Source organism: Maribacter sp. Asnod2-G09, from assembly GCF_045063795.1.
Lineage (GTDB): Bacteria > Bacteroidota > Bacteroidia > Flavobacteriales > Flavobacteriaceae > Maribacter.
The window spans coordinates 158,064-175,934 of record NZ_JBEFOA010000004.1 but is presented as its reverse complement, the minus strand read 5'-3'; the positions used below and the strand labels follow the sequence as shown (position 1 = coordinate 175,934).

Annotated in this window: 9 protein-coding genes; 3 read left to right on the top strand and 6 right to left on the bottom strand. The window is 35.3% G+C overall.

Annotation, left to right across the window (positions count from 1 at the left end):
* Window positions 1-160 precede the first annotated feature (160 nt).
* From ACJJVT_RS07885 to ACJJVT_RS07875, 3 genes are all read right to left on the bottom strand, one after another.
* Window positions 161-2,128, bottom strand: coding sequence for a heavy metal translocating P-type ATPase (locus ACJJVT_RS07885; RefSeq protein WP_405397744.1), 1,968 nt, complete (start codon window positions 2,126-2,128; stop codon window positions 161-163).
* Between the two features lie 44 nt (window positions 2,129-2,172).
* On the bottom strand, window positions 2,173-2,589 hold the full coding sequence (locus tag ACJJVT_RS07880; RefSeq protein WP_405397742.1) for a Fur family transcriptional regulator: 417 nt from the start codon (window positions 2,587-2,589) through the stop codon (window positions 2,173-2,175).
* 373 nt (window positions 2,590-2,962) lie between these two features.
* Window positions 2,963-3,934, bottom strand: a complete 972-nt coding sequence (locus ACJJVT_RS07875; RefSeq protein ID WP_405397740.1) for a succinylglutamate desuccinylase/aspartoacylase family protein — start codon at window positions 3,932-3,934, stop codon at window positions 2,963-2,965.
* A gap of 482 nt (window positions 3,935-4,416) precedes the next feature.
* Between ACJJVT_RS07875 and ACJJVT_RS07870 the strand changes: the two genes are divergently transcribed.
* Genes ACJJVT_RS07870 through ACJJVT_RS07860 form a run of 3 tightly spaced genes read left to right on the top strand, consistent with a single transcriptional unit; the run spans window position 4,417 to window position 8,097 of the window.
* Window positions 4,417-5,568 (top strand): endo-1,4-beta-xylanase, encoded by a 1,152-nt coding sequence (locus tag ACJJVT_RS07870; protein ID WP_405397738.1) that lies wholly within the window; start codon window positions 4,417-4,419, stop codon window positions 5,566-5,568.
* A gap of 34 nt (window positions 5,569-5,602) precedes the next feature.
* Complete coding sequence (locus ACJJVT_RS07865; protein WP_405397736.1) at window positions 5,603-7,039, top strand: MFS transporter; 1,437 nt, start codon at window positions 5,603-5,605, stop codon at window positions 7,037-7,039.
* 20 nt (window positions 7,040-7,059) lie between these two features.
* Complete coding sequence (locus ACJJVT_RS07860; protein WP_405397734.1) at window positions 7,060-8,097, top strand: glycoside hydrolase family 43 protein; 1,038 nt, start codon at window positions 7,060-7,062, stop codon at window positions 8,095-8,097.
* Window positions 8,098-8,753: 656 nt separating this feature from the next.
* Here the strand turns inward: ACJJVT_RS07860 and ACJJVT_RS07855 are convergent.
* From ACJJVT_RS07855 to ACJJVT_RS07845, 3 genes are all read right to left on the bottom strand, one after another.
* On the bottom strand, window positions 8,754-12,917 hold the full coding sequence (locus tag ACJJVT_RS07855) for a two-component regulator propeller domain-containing protein (RefSeq protein WP_405397732.1): 4,164 nt from the start codon (window positions 12,915-12,917) through the stop codon (window positions 8,754-8,756).
* 32 nt (window positions 12,918-12,949) lie between these two features.
* Window positions 12,950-16,258 carry a VCBS repeat-containing protein gene (locus ACJJVT_RS07850; RefSeq protein ID WP_405397731.1) on the bottom strand — a complete coding sequence of 1,103 codons (3,309 nt, stop codon included), beginning with the start codon at window positions 16,256-16,258 and terminating at the stop codon, window positions 12,950-12,952.
* 108 nt (window positions 16,259-16,366) lie between these two features.
* Window positions 16,367-17,851, bottom strand: a complete 1,485-nt coding sequence (locus ACJJVT_RS07845) for a RagB/SusD family nutrient uptake outer membrane protein (RefSeq protein WP_405397729.1) — start codon at window positions 17,849-17,851, stop codon at window positions 16,367-16,369.
* Between the last annotated feature and the right edge of the window lie 20 nt (window positions 17,852-17,871).

The following is a 17,871-nucleotide window of genomic DNA, read 5'->3' as shown; positions in this document are numbered from 1 at the left end:
GTAGACAGATTACTTCACTGTGTTCGTAATCACGTTGGGTTTAAACTGAAGTCGTCTTTGCGAGGAGCTTTTTCGCAACGAAGCAATCTGCCGAATTTCTACACCAAGTGAGTTCTCGGCTACCAATAAACAGATTACTTCACTACGTTCGTAATGATGGTTATTTCCATTGCATCCTCTGCAATCGCACTGCATTCAAAATTGCTAAAAGCGCAACACCAACATCGGCAAAAACAGCTTCCCACATAGTAGCTAATCCGCCGGCACCCATAGCTAAAACAATAAATTTCACTCCAAAAGCTAGAGCAATATTTTGCCATACAATTTTTCGTGTAGAATTCCCGATTTTGATTGCGGTAGCAATCTTAGAAGGCTGATCGTTTTGTATAATAACATCAGCAATTTCAATGGCGACGTCACTACCAAGTCCGCCCATAGCAATGCCTACATCACTAATAGCAAGAACAGGAGCATCGTTAATTCCGTCGCCTACAAAAGCAATTTTGGTATTCGATTGTTTTTTAAGTTTCTCTACTTCTTCTAGTTTTTCTTCCGGTAATAATCCGCCTTTTGCCCAGTCAATTCCTAATTCTTTCGCCACTTGCTGGGTAATGTAATCCTTATCTCCAGAAAGCATGATAATTTTATCAATACCTGCTTTACGCATATTGGCAATGGCTTCGAATGCATCATCTTTTAATTCGTCAGCTACGGTCACATAACCTGTAAATTTTCCATCTATCGCCATCATTACGATAGATTCTACAATGTTATCAGTTGCTGCGGGCACTTCAATTTGGTTCGCGATCATCAACGCCTTATTACCGACCAAGACCGATTTTTGGTTAATTGTTCCTCGTAATCCCTTACCGGCAATTTCGATAACATCCGTAGCTTTAAACTTGTCTCCGCCTGCCTTGTATTCCAAAATTGCCTTTGCAATAGGGTGTGTAGATTGTTCTTCAATGGCGATCAAGTACTTCATGAATTCGTCTTCGGTAAAGATCTGATCTTTAATAAGATCCTTAATCTTAAAAACCCCTTTTGTTACAGTGCCTGTTTTGTCCATTACCACCGTATTCACTTTGGTCATGGTGTCTAAAAAAGATGCGCCTTTGAAAAGAATTCCGTTACGTGATGCTGCTCCTAATCCGCCAAAATATCCTAACGGAATAGAAATTACCAACGCACACGGACAAGAAATCACAAGGAAAATCAGGGCTCTATATAGCCAATCTTGAAAAACATAATTCTCGACAAAAAAATAAGGAAGAAAAGTAAGTGCAATAGCTAGATAGGTGACAATTGGCGTGTAGACCTTTGCAAATTTTCTAATAAACAGTTCTGTCTTTGATTTTCTAGCCGTCGCATTCTGTACCATATCAAGAATACGAGCAATGGAACTGTCTTTGAAAACCTTTGTGGTTTCAATTTCGATAACTCCGTCTAAATTTATGCTTCCTGCGTATATAGTATCTCCTTTTTTAAGGGTATCAGGCTTGCTTTCTCCTGTTAAGGCTGCGGTATTAAATGATCCCTTTTCTGAGAGTAATATACCATCTAACGGGACTTTCTCGCCAACTCTAACTTGTATTTTTTCTCCCACATTAACCTCTTCTGGAGATATAGAAATAAATTGATGATCACGGAAAACCAAGGCTTGATCCGGCTGTAGATCAAGTAAAGCTTTAATGTTGCCTTTAGCACGCTGAACCGCAGCACTTTGAAAAAGTTCACCCACTGCGTAGAATACCATTACTGCGACACCTTCTGGATATTCGCCAATACCAAATGCCCCGATAGTAGCAACACCCATTAAAAAGAATTCGGTGAAGAAATTCCCTTTTTTGATGCTTTCCCATCCTTCTTTTAATACAGGTAAACCAACGGGTATGTATGCCGCGATATACCAAGCTAAACGTATGTAGCCCTGAAAGAATGTAAAAATATTAAAATAGTCTAAGGCTATACCAATGACCAGCATCGTAAAGCTGATGATTGCCGGAAGGTATAATTTAAAGTTTGATGAATGTGGTACAGCTTCGTGGGTATGTTCGTCATCGCTACAATGAGCACAAGTGCTTTGCGTTGGCGTAAGTGATTGTAGGTCTATTTTTTTCTTTTTCATAATACCTGCAAGGTCTGAAAAGAGATCGTGCAACAGAAGTGCATTTAATGATCGTTACACGAATCGCATATACCTTTAATGACCAAATTGGCATCTTCGGCAATATAACCTGCGGGTAAATTGATATGCGGAATTTTATGTTCGGTTAAGCAAACGGTTTTATCACATTGAATACAGTGAAAATGCAGGTGTAAGTCTTGATCGATCTCACAATTACAACCGGGCTCGCAGAGCGCGAATTTGGAAATATTTGTACCATCATCTATTTGATGAACAATACCTTTTTCTTCAAATGTTTTTAAAGTTCTGTACAAGGTTGTGCGCTCAGCTTTTTCGAAAGCGTTCTCAATATCGGTCAATGCAACGGCTGTATTTTTACTAGCCATAAATTTATAGATAAGAATACGCATTGCGGTTGGTCGTACACTTTTGTTATCTAATGTTTTTTCTACTTCTGTCATGTAAAAACGGAGTTTTGAAATACGCTTAAGACTAATGTAATCAATGTTTTAAAAGATTTCAACTTGAGAGGATCTTTAACTTTAAATTTAGCAATTATAGTGATGAAAAAGTGCTGAAAATTTGATGAATAACAGGGTAAAAATTGATTTTTAAGAATAAGTGACCTCGATGGGAAAATCGATAAGTTCTTATCTTAAGTAAATAGATAAATACTAAATTTCAGGGTTTGTTTAATTGAAATATCAGGCTGCTAAAGTTGGTATTAATTGCAATGTTAATGATCCTTCAGTCAGTAAGATAGCATATTTTAATTACAGATGATCTTTAACTTTTAAGTCTTTGGTTTTTGAAAATTTAAAAAGCGTTTGATGTCTATTCAATATCATAAGCAATGTGAAAAATTGCATCACCTTGATTCACAATCGGAGATTCGTTAATGCAAATTACATATCCGGCTTCTTTGGCTTTTATTTTCTTTTCAAAATACCCGAACGGACCAGAAATGCTTCCGATTTCTTCTCCCTTTTTTACTGCTTGTCCGATTTTGATTGTTGGGTGAAACATACCCGAATGTTTTGCTCGAACCCATTTAGAGGCATGAACCAATTTCGGTACCGTTTCTTTTAAAGCATACTGTGAAAGTTCTTCTTCGAAATTTCGCATACCTAGATGATGCATCATCCGTAGTGCGCCAACAATACCAGTATCGGTTATTTCACTATCAATATGAAGTGATTTTCCGCCTTCGTATAACAATACTTTTTTATCAAGTTGATGCAATGTTTCTCGAAACGATTTTTCTCTTCCGGCAGACTTTACAATGAATTCTGCACCAAAAACTTTTGCTAACGCTAACCCGTCAACATCATCACTATCAATTCTAATTTGTGGTGCGTTAAAACGACTATCACCGCCTGTATGGTAATCTATACAGTAATCTATAACCGGTGCAATGTCTTTCACTAAATGATAGGCAAAGCGGCTTGCTAATGATCCTCTTAAGGTACCAGGAAAAACTCTGTTTAAATCTCGACCGTCAGGGAATTGACGTGCCTGGTTCAAGAATCCGAATATGTTTACCACCGGAATACAAATAACCATACCGCATTCTGGACGGTTGAACTTTTTGGAAACAATTTGTCTAACTATTTCTACACCGTTAATTTCATTACCGTGAATACCACCTGTAATGAGTAGGGTAGGACCGTCTTTTTTACCGCGCTGTACAATTACCGGTACTTCAATTTTGGTTCTGGTGTGTAATTTTGCGATATCTAAATTCAATTGGGCACCTTTGCCTTTCTGAATGGTTTCGCCTAAAAGTGTATATTTTTTATTAAACATCTCGTATTACCTACATTAAGATTTCTACTATAACCTAAAAGGTTACGGTTTGGTATATTTTGGTCGGTAAAATTAGTGTTAAAATCATAAATAGTTCTCTAAAATTGTTTGGCTATTTTTTTTGACTTTGTATCCATAGAAATGATGAAGGTTAAACAAATGGCATTTTCCTAATATTGAATAGGATGTAGTTCACTGCATGTTTTGGAGAATTATAATCCGAAGGAAATTTCATTTTGAAATGCCCCAGTTGAATAGCTCATGAGAAATTTAATTTTATTCTACAATTAGCTAGGCATTAGATTTTTTTTCTTTAAAACTAATTTATCTAGCAATAACACTAATAAATGCGTCATTTCTTATACTGATCGCATCATTCGTACTACAGATCTAATCATTATAAAAATAACTTTAACCTACAATATCTTTAAAAGGATTGTATTCATTTATTTCTGAATTTATCAACATATTAAAAGCGTTCAATGCAAAAAAAAATACTAAAAGTATGCAGTTTACTTTTCCTTTCCTTTCTCTCAATCAACTGTCAAGACAAGCCCGAGAAAAAACAAGAGCAAGAAAATAAGAAAGAAACAGTCTCTTTAAAAAATGTTTTCAAAGACGATTTTTATATAGGTGCAGCTTTAAACGATGGCCATATTAACGGTACAGATTCTTTGGGAATAAATCTCCTCAAAGAGCAATTCAATACAATTACTCCTGAAAATGTAATGAAGTGGATGTATATTCATCCACAACGCGATACGTTCTTTTTCGATATATCAGATAAATATGTAGCATTAGGAAATGATAATAATATGCATGTGGTAGGCCATGCCTTAGTTTGGCACAGCCAATTGGCCGAATGGATGACTCAAGTGAAAGATAGTGCTGAAATGGCAACAATTTTAAAAGAACACATTAGCATCATTGTAAAACAGTACAAAGGTAAGATTGACGCATGGGATGTTGTGAACGAAGCCCTGAATGAAGATGGAACATTACGAGAATCTAATTTTTATAATGTAATGGGTGATAGTTATTTGGAGTTGGCATTTAAAGAAGCTGCAAAAGCAGATCCAGATGCGCAACTTGTGTATAACGACTACAATCTATGGAAGCCCGAAAAACGAGCAGGAGTTGTTCGATTAGTCAAAAAGTTACAAGAAAGTGGTGCCAAGATAGATGGGGTTGGTATGCAAGCACATTGGAGTTTATTGGGGCCTTCTATTGAAGATATCGAGAATAGTATAATAGCTTACTCAGAGCTTGGTGTAAAAGTCATGTTTACAGAATTGGATGTTACTGCTTTGCCAAACCCTTGGGATTTAGATGGTGCTGCCGTTGAGCAGAGCTACGAACAGTTTGAAGGTGATCCAACTATGAATCCATACCCTAATGGTATGCCCGATTCAGTTCAGACAAAACTGGCAAAACGATATGAAGATATTTTTAAACTCTTTTTGAAACATAAAGATAAAATTAGCCGCGTTACATTTTGGGGCGTGCAAGACGGACAGTCTTGGTTGAATGGATGGCCTATTAGTGGTCGTACCAATCATCCACTCTTATTCGATAGACAATATCATCCGAAGAAAGCCTATGATGCGGTAATTGATTTAAAGGAAAAACATTAGTCTTTACCTTAAATATTAAATAACATACCAACTTATGAGTTCAAATACTCAAAAACTCTCAGTAAAAGAAAAAGTAGGATACGCTCTAGGTGACTTGGCAGCTAATTTGGTCTTTCAAACTTTAGTCACTTATTTGGCTTTTTTCTATACTGATATCTACGGTCTTGAAGCAAATCATGCTTCAGCAATTATACTTACAGTTGGGCTCGTTGCTGCATTTGGTTTTAATCCCATTATTGGAGCTATTGCAGATAGAACAAATTCTAAATGGGGAAAGTTTAGACCATGGATCTTATGGACCGCGATACCTTTAGGTGTTGTTGCTCTTTTGGCCTTTAGTACCCCAGATTTCGAGTATAAGGGAAAAGTCATTTATGCCGTTGTCACCTATACATTGTTACTTTTGCTTTATGCCGCTAACAACCTGCCATATTCGGCTTTAAGTGGTGTAATTACTGGTGATATGGGAGAGCGAAATAGTATTTCTGCCTATCGCTTTGTTGCTGTAATGTTTGCGCAGTTCTTTGTACAAGTATTTATGCTGCCAATTATTGAATCTGCAGGAGGAGGAGATAAGGCGGTTGGAATAGAAATAGTCATGACCTGGCTTGCCATTATGGGAACCGTTATGTTACTGATTACGTTTTTTACTACACGTGAGCGTATCGTTCCTAAGCCCGAACAAAAATCGAGTATTAAAGAAGATCTATCAGATTTATTTAAGAACAAGCCTTGGGTAATAATTTTAATTGTTACGACACTAGTTTTTGTTACCCTAGCTATGAAAGGTGGTTCTTATGTGTATTATTTTAAAAATTATGTAGACGCAGATAGATTAACAAGTTTTATAAGCCCTTTTTTAAATTTTCTATCAAGCATTGGTATTAATTTTTTTGGTGAAGATCCTGTATCTGCTGGCTTTGGTTTGTTTAATGCTGGTGGAATTATTTTTATGATTGTTGGTATTGGTCTTTCAAAAAAATTAGCTGATAAATATGGGAAAAGAGATGTATTCATGTTATTTCTATTTCTTTCAACATTATTCATATTGATGTTTTATTTTTTCTCTTCAACTTCAGTAGAATTAATGTTCGTATCACAAATTTTACACGGTTTTCTCTATGGTATCACCATTCCATTACTGTGGGCTATGATTGCAGATGTTGCAGATTATTCTGAATGGAAAACCAATCGTAGGGCAACAGCTATTATTTTCTCTGCAATGATGGTAGGTTTAAAAGGAGGTTTAAGTATTGGCTCTGCACTTTTAGCTTCCATTTTATCAAGTTACGGCTATGACGCAAGTTTACCAGAGCAAACTGCAAGTGCCATTATGGGTACAAAAATGCTAGTGAGTGTATTTCCGGCAATTCCTTTTTTAATTGCAGTTGGGTTGCTTTCCTTTTATGAAATCAATAAGAAGGTGGAAGTACAAATTGAAGCTGAACTAAAAGAACGAAGAGCAAGTTAATTCTCAAAAAATATAATATTATGCCTGAAGAAAGTATCGAAAATATCAATTTTGATGAACTAAATAAGCACGCTATATCACAGCCATTAATATCAAATATTTATACAGCAGACCCTTCTGCTCATGTTTTTAATGGACAAATTTATATTTATCCTTCCCATGATGTTGATGCTGGTGAAGCTTTTGATGATCTAGGAAGCCATTTTGCAATGGAAGATTATCATGTTATCTCCATGGACTCCATAGATAGCGAAGCTGTAGATAATGGAGTGGCATTGCATGTCGATGATGTGGCCTGGGCCAAAGAACAAATGTGGGCGCCAGATGCTAATGAAAAAGATGGTACTTATTATTTATTTTTTCCTGCAAAGGCGCATGATGGTATATTTCGAATAGGAGTAGCCACTAGCGATTCACCTATAGGACCATTTGTAGCAAGACCTGAAGCCATTAAGGATAGCTTCTCTATTGATCCAGCAGTTTTTAAAGATGATGACGGAAGTTATTATATGTATTTTGGTGGTCTTTGGGGCGGTCAGTTACAACGATGGAGAAGTGGAGCTTTCAATTCAAAGCAACCCGATAGTCCCACAGCATTTTTGCCAAATGATAATGAACCTGCGCTACTACCAATGGTGGCTAAGATGACAGACGATTTATTTGAATTTTCTGAAAAGCCAAAGGAGATAGAGATTTTAGATGAGCATGGCGATTTACTATTGGCAGGCGATAATGACCGTCGTTTTTTTGAAGCCGCTTGGTTACATAAGTATAATGACAAGTATTATTTTTCGTATTCAACTGGCGATACACATTTTATTTGCTACGGTATTGGCGATAACCCTTACGGTCCTTTTACGTATAGTGGGCGAATTTTGAATCCGGTTGTGGGGTGGACATCGCATCACTCTATTTGTGAAGTTGACGGCAAATGGTATCTTTTTTATCATGACTCAAGTTTATCTAAAGGCGTTACTCATCTTCGTTCTGTGAAGGTTGCTGAAATTAAGTATAGAGCAGACGGAACTATAGAAACCCTAGACCCTTATACCATATAGATCATTAATTATACATAAATGAAAAAGCTAGCAGTAGTAACTATTTTAGTAAGTTTTTTAATTTGTATTTGTGGTTTTGCACAATCTAAAATTTAATTCCCGATAGAAGTAGGAACGAAACCAGAGAGCGTAACTAAAGGGTTTAATGATAACTACTATGTCACTGTCATGAACAATAAAGAAGCGGGTGATGGTGAGGTTGTTGAAATATCAGCAGATGGTGTACACACTTTTGCAAAACGATGAAGAACCTAATAGTATTTTTTAAAATGACTGTATATCAAACTCAGTAATCATCACCTGAATATTCTAATTTGCTAGTCTCTATTTCTTCCAAAGTAGTATATAAAACCTTCTGTCTTGTCTTTACATGAAAGACAGAATAGCCATAAGTCTAAAAAAGATAAGATTGTTTTTATAAAAATCAGTTTTGATCTGGAATATTCTATTATTCGGTATGATGTTGGTTATTAATATGTAATTCGAGTGAAAATTATAATCTAGATTTAAAAATGATTGTAACTATTGAACCAATGCTTAAGAATCTTGTAGCATTGCTAGTTTGTTTATCTGGAAAGATAATATAGTCAATAATCTATTTGCAATAAAGCGAATAAAGTAGAAAGACAGTGAAATAGTGCAGTAATTAACAGGAGTTAGGAATTGGTCTTTAATTCTGTAGGTAGTATTCCAAACTCGTTTTTAAAGCATTTGCTAAAATAGGATGCAGATGAAAAACCGACTTTAAAGCCTACTTCACTAATAGATTCGCTACCACTTTCAATCATCTGTTTGGCTTTCTTTAAGCGTATTTTTCTAATGAGCTCGTTTGCTGTCATACCCGTTATCGCTTTAATTTTTCGATAAAGTTGGCTTCTGCTTAAAGACATGTCGTCTGCCAAGTGTTCTACATTTAAATCTGGCTCACCTAAATTTTCGTTTACATAATCTAATACCTTTTGCATAAAAGTTTTATCTAAACTTGTGGTGTTATCAAGTAGCGTAATCTTGTTTTTATCGTTTATATTTTTTTCTAAAAACTGTTGTCGACTCTTAATGAGACGATTAATGTAAGATTTTAGTAATTTCATCTCAAAGGGCTTATTTAGATAGGTGTCTGCCCCAGAATCTATACCCTTAATCTTATCGCTGCTCATGGCTTTAGCGGTAAGCATTATAACAGGTATATGGCTAGTCTTTAAATCTTCTTTAATGTGTTTACAGAATTCAAAGCCGTCCATTTCTGGCATAATTACATCAGTAATAATTAGATCTGGAATGCCTTTCAAAGCAAATTGTAATCCAACTTTTCCATTTTCTGCCTCTACGACTTTGTAATCTGCTCTCAGCTTATTTTTTAGATAATTTCTGAGTTCTGCATTGTCCTCAACTATTAGTATGGTCTTTTTGTTTTCTGTTTCTAGGTCAAAAATTTGATTAGTAGATATCTCCTCATCAATTTGTTCTTCGGTAACATCCTTAGTTTCTTTTCCCGTTGGGATGGACAATTCTGAAGATTCTAAATGGTCTTTTCCAAGTGGAAATAAGAGTGTGAATTTTGTTCCTTCACCTATTTCACTGTCTACTTCAACGATGCCTTTATGTAATTGTACAAAACTCTGTACCAATTCTAGACCTATACCGGTACCAGAGCTTCCAAAGTATTGTTGGGTTTTGTCGGATGCTTGGTAGAATCGTTTAAAAATGTGTTCTATATCATCTTTGCTAATACCGGATCCAGTGTCTTCTATGTTGATTTCTATAGCATTTCGTGGTGTTGAATCATCTATAAGCGGAAACATAATTTTCTTATTATGTGCGTATACGCCTAAAGTAATAACTCCGTTTTCTGGTGTGGCTTTAAAAGAATTAGATAAGAGATTGAAAATAACTTTTTCTAATAATCCTGGATCTCCCCAAAAATCCATTTCAGTATTGTCATCAGTTTCTGTACTTAGAATAATATTTTTTTCAAATGCCTCTTCTTCAAAATGTTTGGTAATTTCTTTTACGAAGGTATAAGCATTTATTCGTGAGGTATTTAAGGTTAGTTTATGCAAGTGAAGTTTTCTGAAATCCATCAACTCATCAATCAAGTTTTTAAGTCGATTCGCATTTCGATAAATAATTCTGTGTTTTTCTTTTAAGCCTTTGTTTAATTTGTAATTATTGGTGTCCATGATATCCATAATCGGATTCATGATCAAGGTTAATGGTGTTCTGAATTCGTGCGAAATATTCGTAAAAAATTGAATTTTCTTTTCATTTAAAATTTCTTCTTGCTGGCGTTGAGAACGTTCTAACTGAATTATTCTACGTTCTTCTCTTCGTTTGTTCAAATACCAATTGGTGATTATAACTAGACCTATAAATAATAATAAATAGCCCAAAATTGCCCAGTTGGTCGCCCACCAAGGAGCAAGAACAGTTATAGGTAACGAAAGCGGATTTGCAGTCCACATGCCATCGTTATTAGAGGCCTTTACGTGAAAAGTATAATCGCCGGGAGACAGGTTTGTGTAAGTTGCGAATCTTGAGTTGCCAACGTAATTCCAATCATCTTCAAAGCCTTCTAGGTAATATGCATATTGATTATTGTTCGCTCTAGTAAAATTGACTGCGGCAAATTCTAAGGTGAATACAAACTGATCAGGTTTTAAAGTCAAGTTATTTACCTCTGAAATATTCTTATGAATTGGAGCGCCTTCTTCAGAAGGAATTACGGATTTATTAAACAGTTTAAAATCGGTTAAATATACCGGCGGTTTGTGGGTGTTTTTTAGAATATTATTAGGATGGAAATAATCAACACCTTCATAATTTCCAAAATAAAGAATCCCGTTTTTATCTTTGGTTACGGCATTGTAGTTGAAGTTGTTCGCTAGTAAACCATCTTCTTTATTATAATTAGAGAACTGCTTTGTTTTTGTGTTCAACATGGCAAGTCCCGTTTCGCCACTTACCCAAATATTCTTATTGTCATCTTCAATAATAGATGATATATTATCCAATAATAGTCCGTCATCAGAATTAAGCCATTTAGCGTCATTTGTTTTTGTATTAATTTGGCATAAACCTTTGCCATAAGTCCCAACCCAAATATGTTGTGTGCTGTCTTCAAATAAAGACCTTACGTTAATGGTTTCTTGAATATCTGAGTTTTCGGAGATTATTTCATTTAGAATTTCGGTTTCTAGTTTACTGTCATTAGACCAATTGGCCTTTACCAATCCGTCAGGTCCGCCAATCCAAATGTTATCTTTATGGTCTACTAATACGGTTCTAATATGACCCTCTTTTCCTAAAAGATTTGTTAGGTGTTCGCTAGAGTGGTGATGAAATTCTTTTGTTACCGGGTTGTAAGAATGTAAACCGCCAAAATAGGTGCCTATGTAAATAATCCCTTTAGAATCTTCAGAAAAGCTAATAATACTATTAGAAGTAAGCGCTTGGTCGGTAGTTTCAATAGAGAAGTTCTTAAAAGATTTTCCGCCTTTTGGTAAATAAAAAATACCTGAGCTCCATGTGCCGACCCATAAGTTCTCATGTTTATCTAAAAATATGGTCTGTACATCTAAGTTTTTTAGCTTGTTAGAATTAGAAATGAAATTATCATATAGATGATCAAACTCTTTTGTTTCTAAATTGTATTTATCAATACCACCACCATCCATTCCTATCCAAAGTTGGTCGTCGCTATCTTGAACGATACCCGTAACAGATGGGGATTGTAAAGAATTTTCACTGTATGGTAAACTCTGTAAATCTGAGAATTTATCATAAAACTTGTCATAAACGCTAATGCCCTTATTATAATAACCTAGCCAAATTCTATCTTGGTTATCTACAAAAAGTGACCATATTGAATTGGAACGTATACGTTTGGGGTCAGATTTATCGTAGGTGTAATTGTAAAGCGGATTTCCATTTCTGTCTAGAACAAAAAGTCCGTCGTTTTCTGTGCCGCATATTATAGTCTTGTTCGCTAAAACTTTGATAGCAAAAATACGCTTGTCTGTAAAGTTGAAAACGTCTACGATGTTGCTATCTGAATGCTCTTTCTTTATTCTAAGCAGACCTTTTGTAAATGTGCCTATCCAAATATTTTCATTATCATCTATAGTAATAGATTGTATGGCGTAGTCTTTAAGAATATTTCCGCTTTCAGTTTTTAGATCAATGGTTTCAAGTGTGTTATAATTTTTTTTATACTTAAAAAGGCCGGCAGTTGAGCCAATTAACATATCGTCACCTTTTAAAGGAACAATGGTATTTATAATCGATTTTGTGCCTTCTGAGCCAACGGCGTCTTTTATTTCATCAATAGAATTATCTGTAACATTTAATTTATAGAGACCCTGTGCAGGAGTGCCTATGAAAAGCGAACCTGAGGTATCTTCACTAATAGCAAAGACGGGCAAATCTTTATGGGTTAATTCATTTTTAGAAATAGTAATACTTTGAAAAATGTCTAATTCTTGATTATATTTATTTAGACCTTCATTTGATCCTACCCAAATATTATTGTTTGAGTCAATGAATACGGTATTGACTAAAGAATTGTTTATTGTGTTGCTATCGTGGGCATTATGTTTGTACATTTTTAAATCTGTACCATTGTATTTAAATAGTCCTTCGCCATAAGTTGCAATCCAAATTAAACCATCTTTATCTTGAATTATTTTGGTGATGGCACTTTTTGGTATCCCCTCATCTATAGTGACAAAACTGTAGGTGTCATTGCTAGTTTGCCCATTAGTTTTAAAAACTAGCAATAAGCAAATAGTATAGAACCATAAAAATGGAATTTTGCTACTCATTTTGTTTTGTAATTGAGTTAAAAATCAATTCTTCAATACCACTTTACGTATTGTAAATAATCATTGTTCTTAGCGGCAATTAGGTAAGGAGTTTTCTTATTTCTATAAATAACCCTCATGGCCTTAACATCGCCTGGAATAAATAATCCGCTTTCATTTGCGGAAAAACTTTTAAAATTTCCTTTGCCGTCACCTTTTAAAAACAAGCCATATCCGGCATCATTCCTTGGTGTTTCTACTTCTGATACTAATAGGTTGCCAGCAATAAGAATATCAAGGAATCCATCTTTATCGTAATCATTTACCAAAATTTCGTTTATGCTTGATATTTGAGCTTCTATTGGCAGTTGATGAATAATAAATTTACCGTCTTTATTTTCTAGATAAACACTGGCAAAAGATTTTACTTGGTAGTGCAAAGATGAATCTAACGATTTTTCTGTGTAGACATCTTCAAGCGTAGCTTCGGCAAAACTCTCGTAATTCTGGAATTTCTGTTTAATTGCGGGTATTTGCTGCGAAGAACATTCACGACCCCTCAATGGATATTGCTTACCATCATTATAATAGCTTAGTACAATATCTTTTTTATTATCCTTGTCAAAATCATTTACAAAAATATCGAAGGTTTCATCATTGGTAGCTTTGTATTTATAATTGAGACCATTATTACCCACTACATAGTCCATGTCACCATCCTTATCAAAGTCGCCTTGTTCAATACTCCACCACCAGCCAGTGGTATCCGCATTTAAGCCCATATCTTCAGAAACTTCGCTAAAGCCTGTTTTGCTATTCTTAAATACTCTAATCGGCATCCATTCACCAACAACTATAATATCTTGCCAGCCATCATTATTATAATCTGTAATAACTGCACTTGTCGCCATGCCCAAGTCTTTAAAAGCTGCTGGCTGTAATTTTTCGTTTACTTGAAATGCTACTTGGTTGTTTGTGCTAATATTCTCTAGAATATAACTATCAGTCGGGCTAGGGTAGCTACCGGGCACTTGTCTGCCCAAAACCAGTAGGTCATCATCACCGTCCTTATCAAAATCTGCATTATAAACTTTAGCACCGCTAATGGTTAAATTTGGCATGTTTTCATCAGATACTTTACTAAATTGACCGGTACCATTATTGACGTATAATCTGTCTTTTAATTTTATGTTGTTCTCTGTGAATTCATATCCGCCACTGACTATATATAAATCATTGTCGCCATCTCCATCAACATCAAAAAATAAAGCTCCAGTATCTTCACTTAATATATCATCATCTAAGAAAGAAGTATCAGTTTTAATAAAACCACTTACATCTTGTAAAAATATACTACCTATTGTCCCTACAGAACCGCCAACGAAATAATCTTCTAAGTCATCTCCGTTAATATCGCCGACAGCTAAAGCCGGACCAAAAGCAGACATTTGGTGGGGTAGAAGTACTTGAGTGGCAAAGTCATCATAATAGTTTTCTGTATGTCGATATTCAGGAAACATTCCTGTGGTATCGGTTTCAAATATTCTAGCTACATCTACCAGTTCTTGTTGGCTTTCGTGAGCATCTGTTGGAGATAAAACTAATTCTTGATTACCATCTATATTATTTAACATTTGCACTGTGCCATCTGTCCATACCACTTTTATCTCATCAATTTTTTTGTATTTACCTATGCCAAAATGTAATTCTGGAGCAACAGATGATTGAAAGCCTCTAGAAAGTGTTAATTCTTGTACTTGGGTTATATCTTCTGTGGTTACATAAACCCTATTACCTAGACCGGAAGTGTTGCCTATATTGGCCGTGAATTTAATTGAAACATAATTATTAATTTCTGAACTTTTATTCTCAAACAATGAAGCTTCATCATCAATGTTATTGGTTACTATTTCTAAATCTCCATCGTTGTCTAAATCGGCATAAACAACACCATTAGAAAAGCCTTTATAATCGATTCCCCAAGTTTCATTGGCCATTTCAAAATCTAAATTGCCATTATTCTTAAAAATGAAGTTTTCGATTTTTTCAGAGGGTATGCTTTTGCTTAGTTCTAAAAGTGTGTCTTTTTCAATTTTAATGTCATCTAATTTCTTGAAATAGTCATTGTTATTGATTTCTTTTCTAGTTCCGTTTGATACAAATAAATCTTTATTACCATCGTTATCAAAGTCAGCGAATACGGGACCCCAGCTCCAGTCTGTTGATGAGGTGCCTGTGATTCTAGATACATTAGAGAAGTGCGGAATACCATCGGTATAAATTCCAGAATTTAATTGCATGCAATTGTGCATATATTGATAGTGAAACCCTGCATTCACCACACCCCAAAACAAACTAGGATTCATACTTGCCATGTTTGCCTTTTTTCTTCTGTTGCTTCTGGCATCCATATCGACTTGAAAAATATCTAAGTTACCGTCATTATTGATATCTGCGATATCTGTGCCCATTCCATAAAATGCGGTATGTGCGGTTGCTTCTTTTATAATTTCTTTAAACGTACCGTTTTGATTATTGAGATACATGAAATCTGGAGAATTGAAATCATTGGATACATATAAGTCTGGCCAACCGTCATTGTTAATATCACCTACGGTGGCACTTAATGTTAAACCAAAGTTTGTAAGTCCTGCATCTTTTGTTACATCGGTAAATTTGTTTCCGTCATTTCTGTATAAGTGATCAGACTCTGAGGCTTTTGGATTATTCATTTTAAATGAATAGTAGAAGGTGGGTGAAGTGAAATTGGTAGGAGGGTAGTTGGCAACATACATATCTATATCGCCATCTTTGTCGTAGTCTAAAAATGTAGCTTGTACACTGTTGCCTATGTCAGCTACGCCATATTCTTCTGCTTTTTCGGTAAAAGTGCCATCAGTATTATTTATATATAATTGATTTTCTTTTGGCGTAAATTTTCCACCAACCGAGCAATAGATATCTAAAAAGCCATCTCCGTTCACATCGGCCATAGTGACACCAGTATACCAACGGCTGTCACCAGCAACCCCGGAAAGTTCAGAAATATCTTCAAATTTTAGATTTCCTTTATTCAGGTATAATTTGTTGGAAACTTGATTTCCTGTGAAGAAAAGATCAAGTAGCCCATCATTATTGATGTCCCCGGTTGCAACACCACCTCCCATGTACAAATACGAATAAGTGAAGTAATTTAAGGAGTCATTTTCAGTAAGTATGTTACTGAAATCGATACCGGTTTTACTTGCAGTTAACCCTTTGAATATTTTGCTTTCAACCGGTTCTGTTTTTTTAGAACAATTAATGAGAGTCAATAAACCTATTGAGCAGATTAATGGTCTAAGCACAATTGATAGTTTCATGTTTAGAATTTTATATAACTAAAAGTAACACAAATTAGTAGTAAAAAAGCAGCATGACTGCACATGCTGCTTAATGGAACTCAATTAAACTAACTTAACAAAAATTTTTTAATAGCCAGGATTCTGATCTGCTGCAGTCACATTTTCATTAGAGGTGATTTCTCTATCCGGTATAGGCCATAATTCGTTTTTGCCCACTTGAAAATTAGTTCCGGCTAATTCGGTAGATACTAAATTCCATCTTAGAATGTCATTGAAACGAACCTGTTCGCCAGCTAATTCAACTTTTCTTTCATGAACGATCGCTTCAAAAACAGCTGCTTTAGAAAGTCCATATGGTAAATTATCTAGACTTGCTCTTTCGCGAACTTCATTAATAAGGTCTATGGCATCATCTTGCGTGCCTACTTCATTTTCACATTCAGCCATCATAAGAAGTACGTCCGCATAACGTAAGTAGTTAAAGTTGATACCAGATTCCTGATCTTCATTAGCATCTTTATAATAATTTTGATACTTCTTCCAGCCAGCGCGTCTTTCATCACCTGCTGTAAGCATTTCTGATGTAACTACTCCTCCTCCGAAAGTGTCACCTACGGAATAGAAGGTGTCTGCATATCTAGTGTCACCTACTTCATATTCATCTAAAAGATCATCTGAAGGGAACACGTTAAACCAATCGTTGAAGCCATACTCTTGACCTCTAAAAGTAGCTTCGTTTGGTCCTGCGCCGGTTACAGAGGAATTCCATTGAGCGCTAGTTCCTAAAGCGTCATCGTACTCTATTTCAAATATAGACTCTACACCATGCTCTGTTTCTTCTGTGAAGTTGTCAAAGAAATTTGGTTCTAACGAGTAACCTGAAAGTTTATTAAATTCAGCCAAGGCTAAAGCATGTTCTCCTCTAAATAAATATACTTTTCCTAAAAGTGCAATTGCTGCTCCTTTAGTAGCTCTACCATTAGCTTCTTCACTTTTGTCAAGTAAAGTAGCAGATGCTGATTGTAAATCCGAAATAATTAAAGCATAAACATCAGCAGCAGAAGATTTAGCTATTCCCTCGGTAGTTGTAGGTATCTCTGTGATTAATGGCATGTCACCAAATCTAGTAACTAGTAGGAAGTTAAAAAGTGCTCGCAAGAACCTTGCTTCACCAATAAACTTTTGTTTAATAGTATTGCTTACCAATGATTCTTCTATTGCATTAATAGCTTCTTCATTACCAATTACAAAGTTAGCTTTGTTAATACCTCTAAAACAGCTTTCCCAATAATCTGCTATTGGACCATGACTTGAGTCAAAAGAGAAATCTAAATATTGTCTTTTGTCCGCTTCTAATTGAGGGTTTCCATCATTCTCATGAGACATATTGTCTTGTGAGAAAAACATGTGTCTAGAATATAGACCTCTTGTCTGTAAGTTGGCATAAACTGCATTTACGGATGATTGTACTTGAGCTTCGGTCTTAAAGAATGTCTCTGGTGACAAACCATTTGGATTTACTAGCTCCAAATCATTTTCACTACACCCGTTTATAATCACCATAGCGGTGAAGAGTGTAAACATTGAAAAAATTATTTTTGTTGTTTTCATATTTCTTTTCTTTTTAGCAA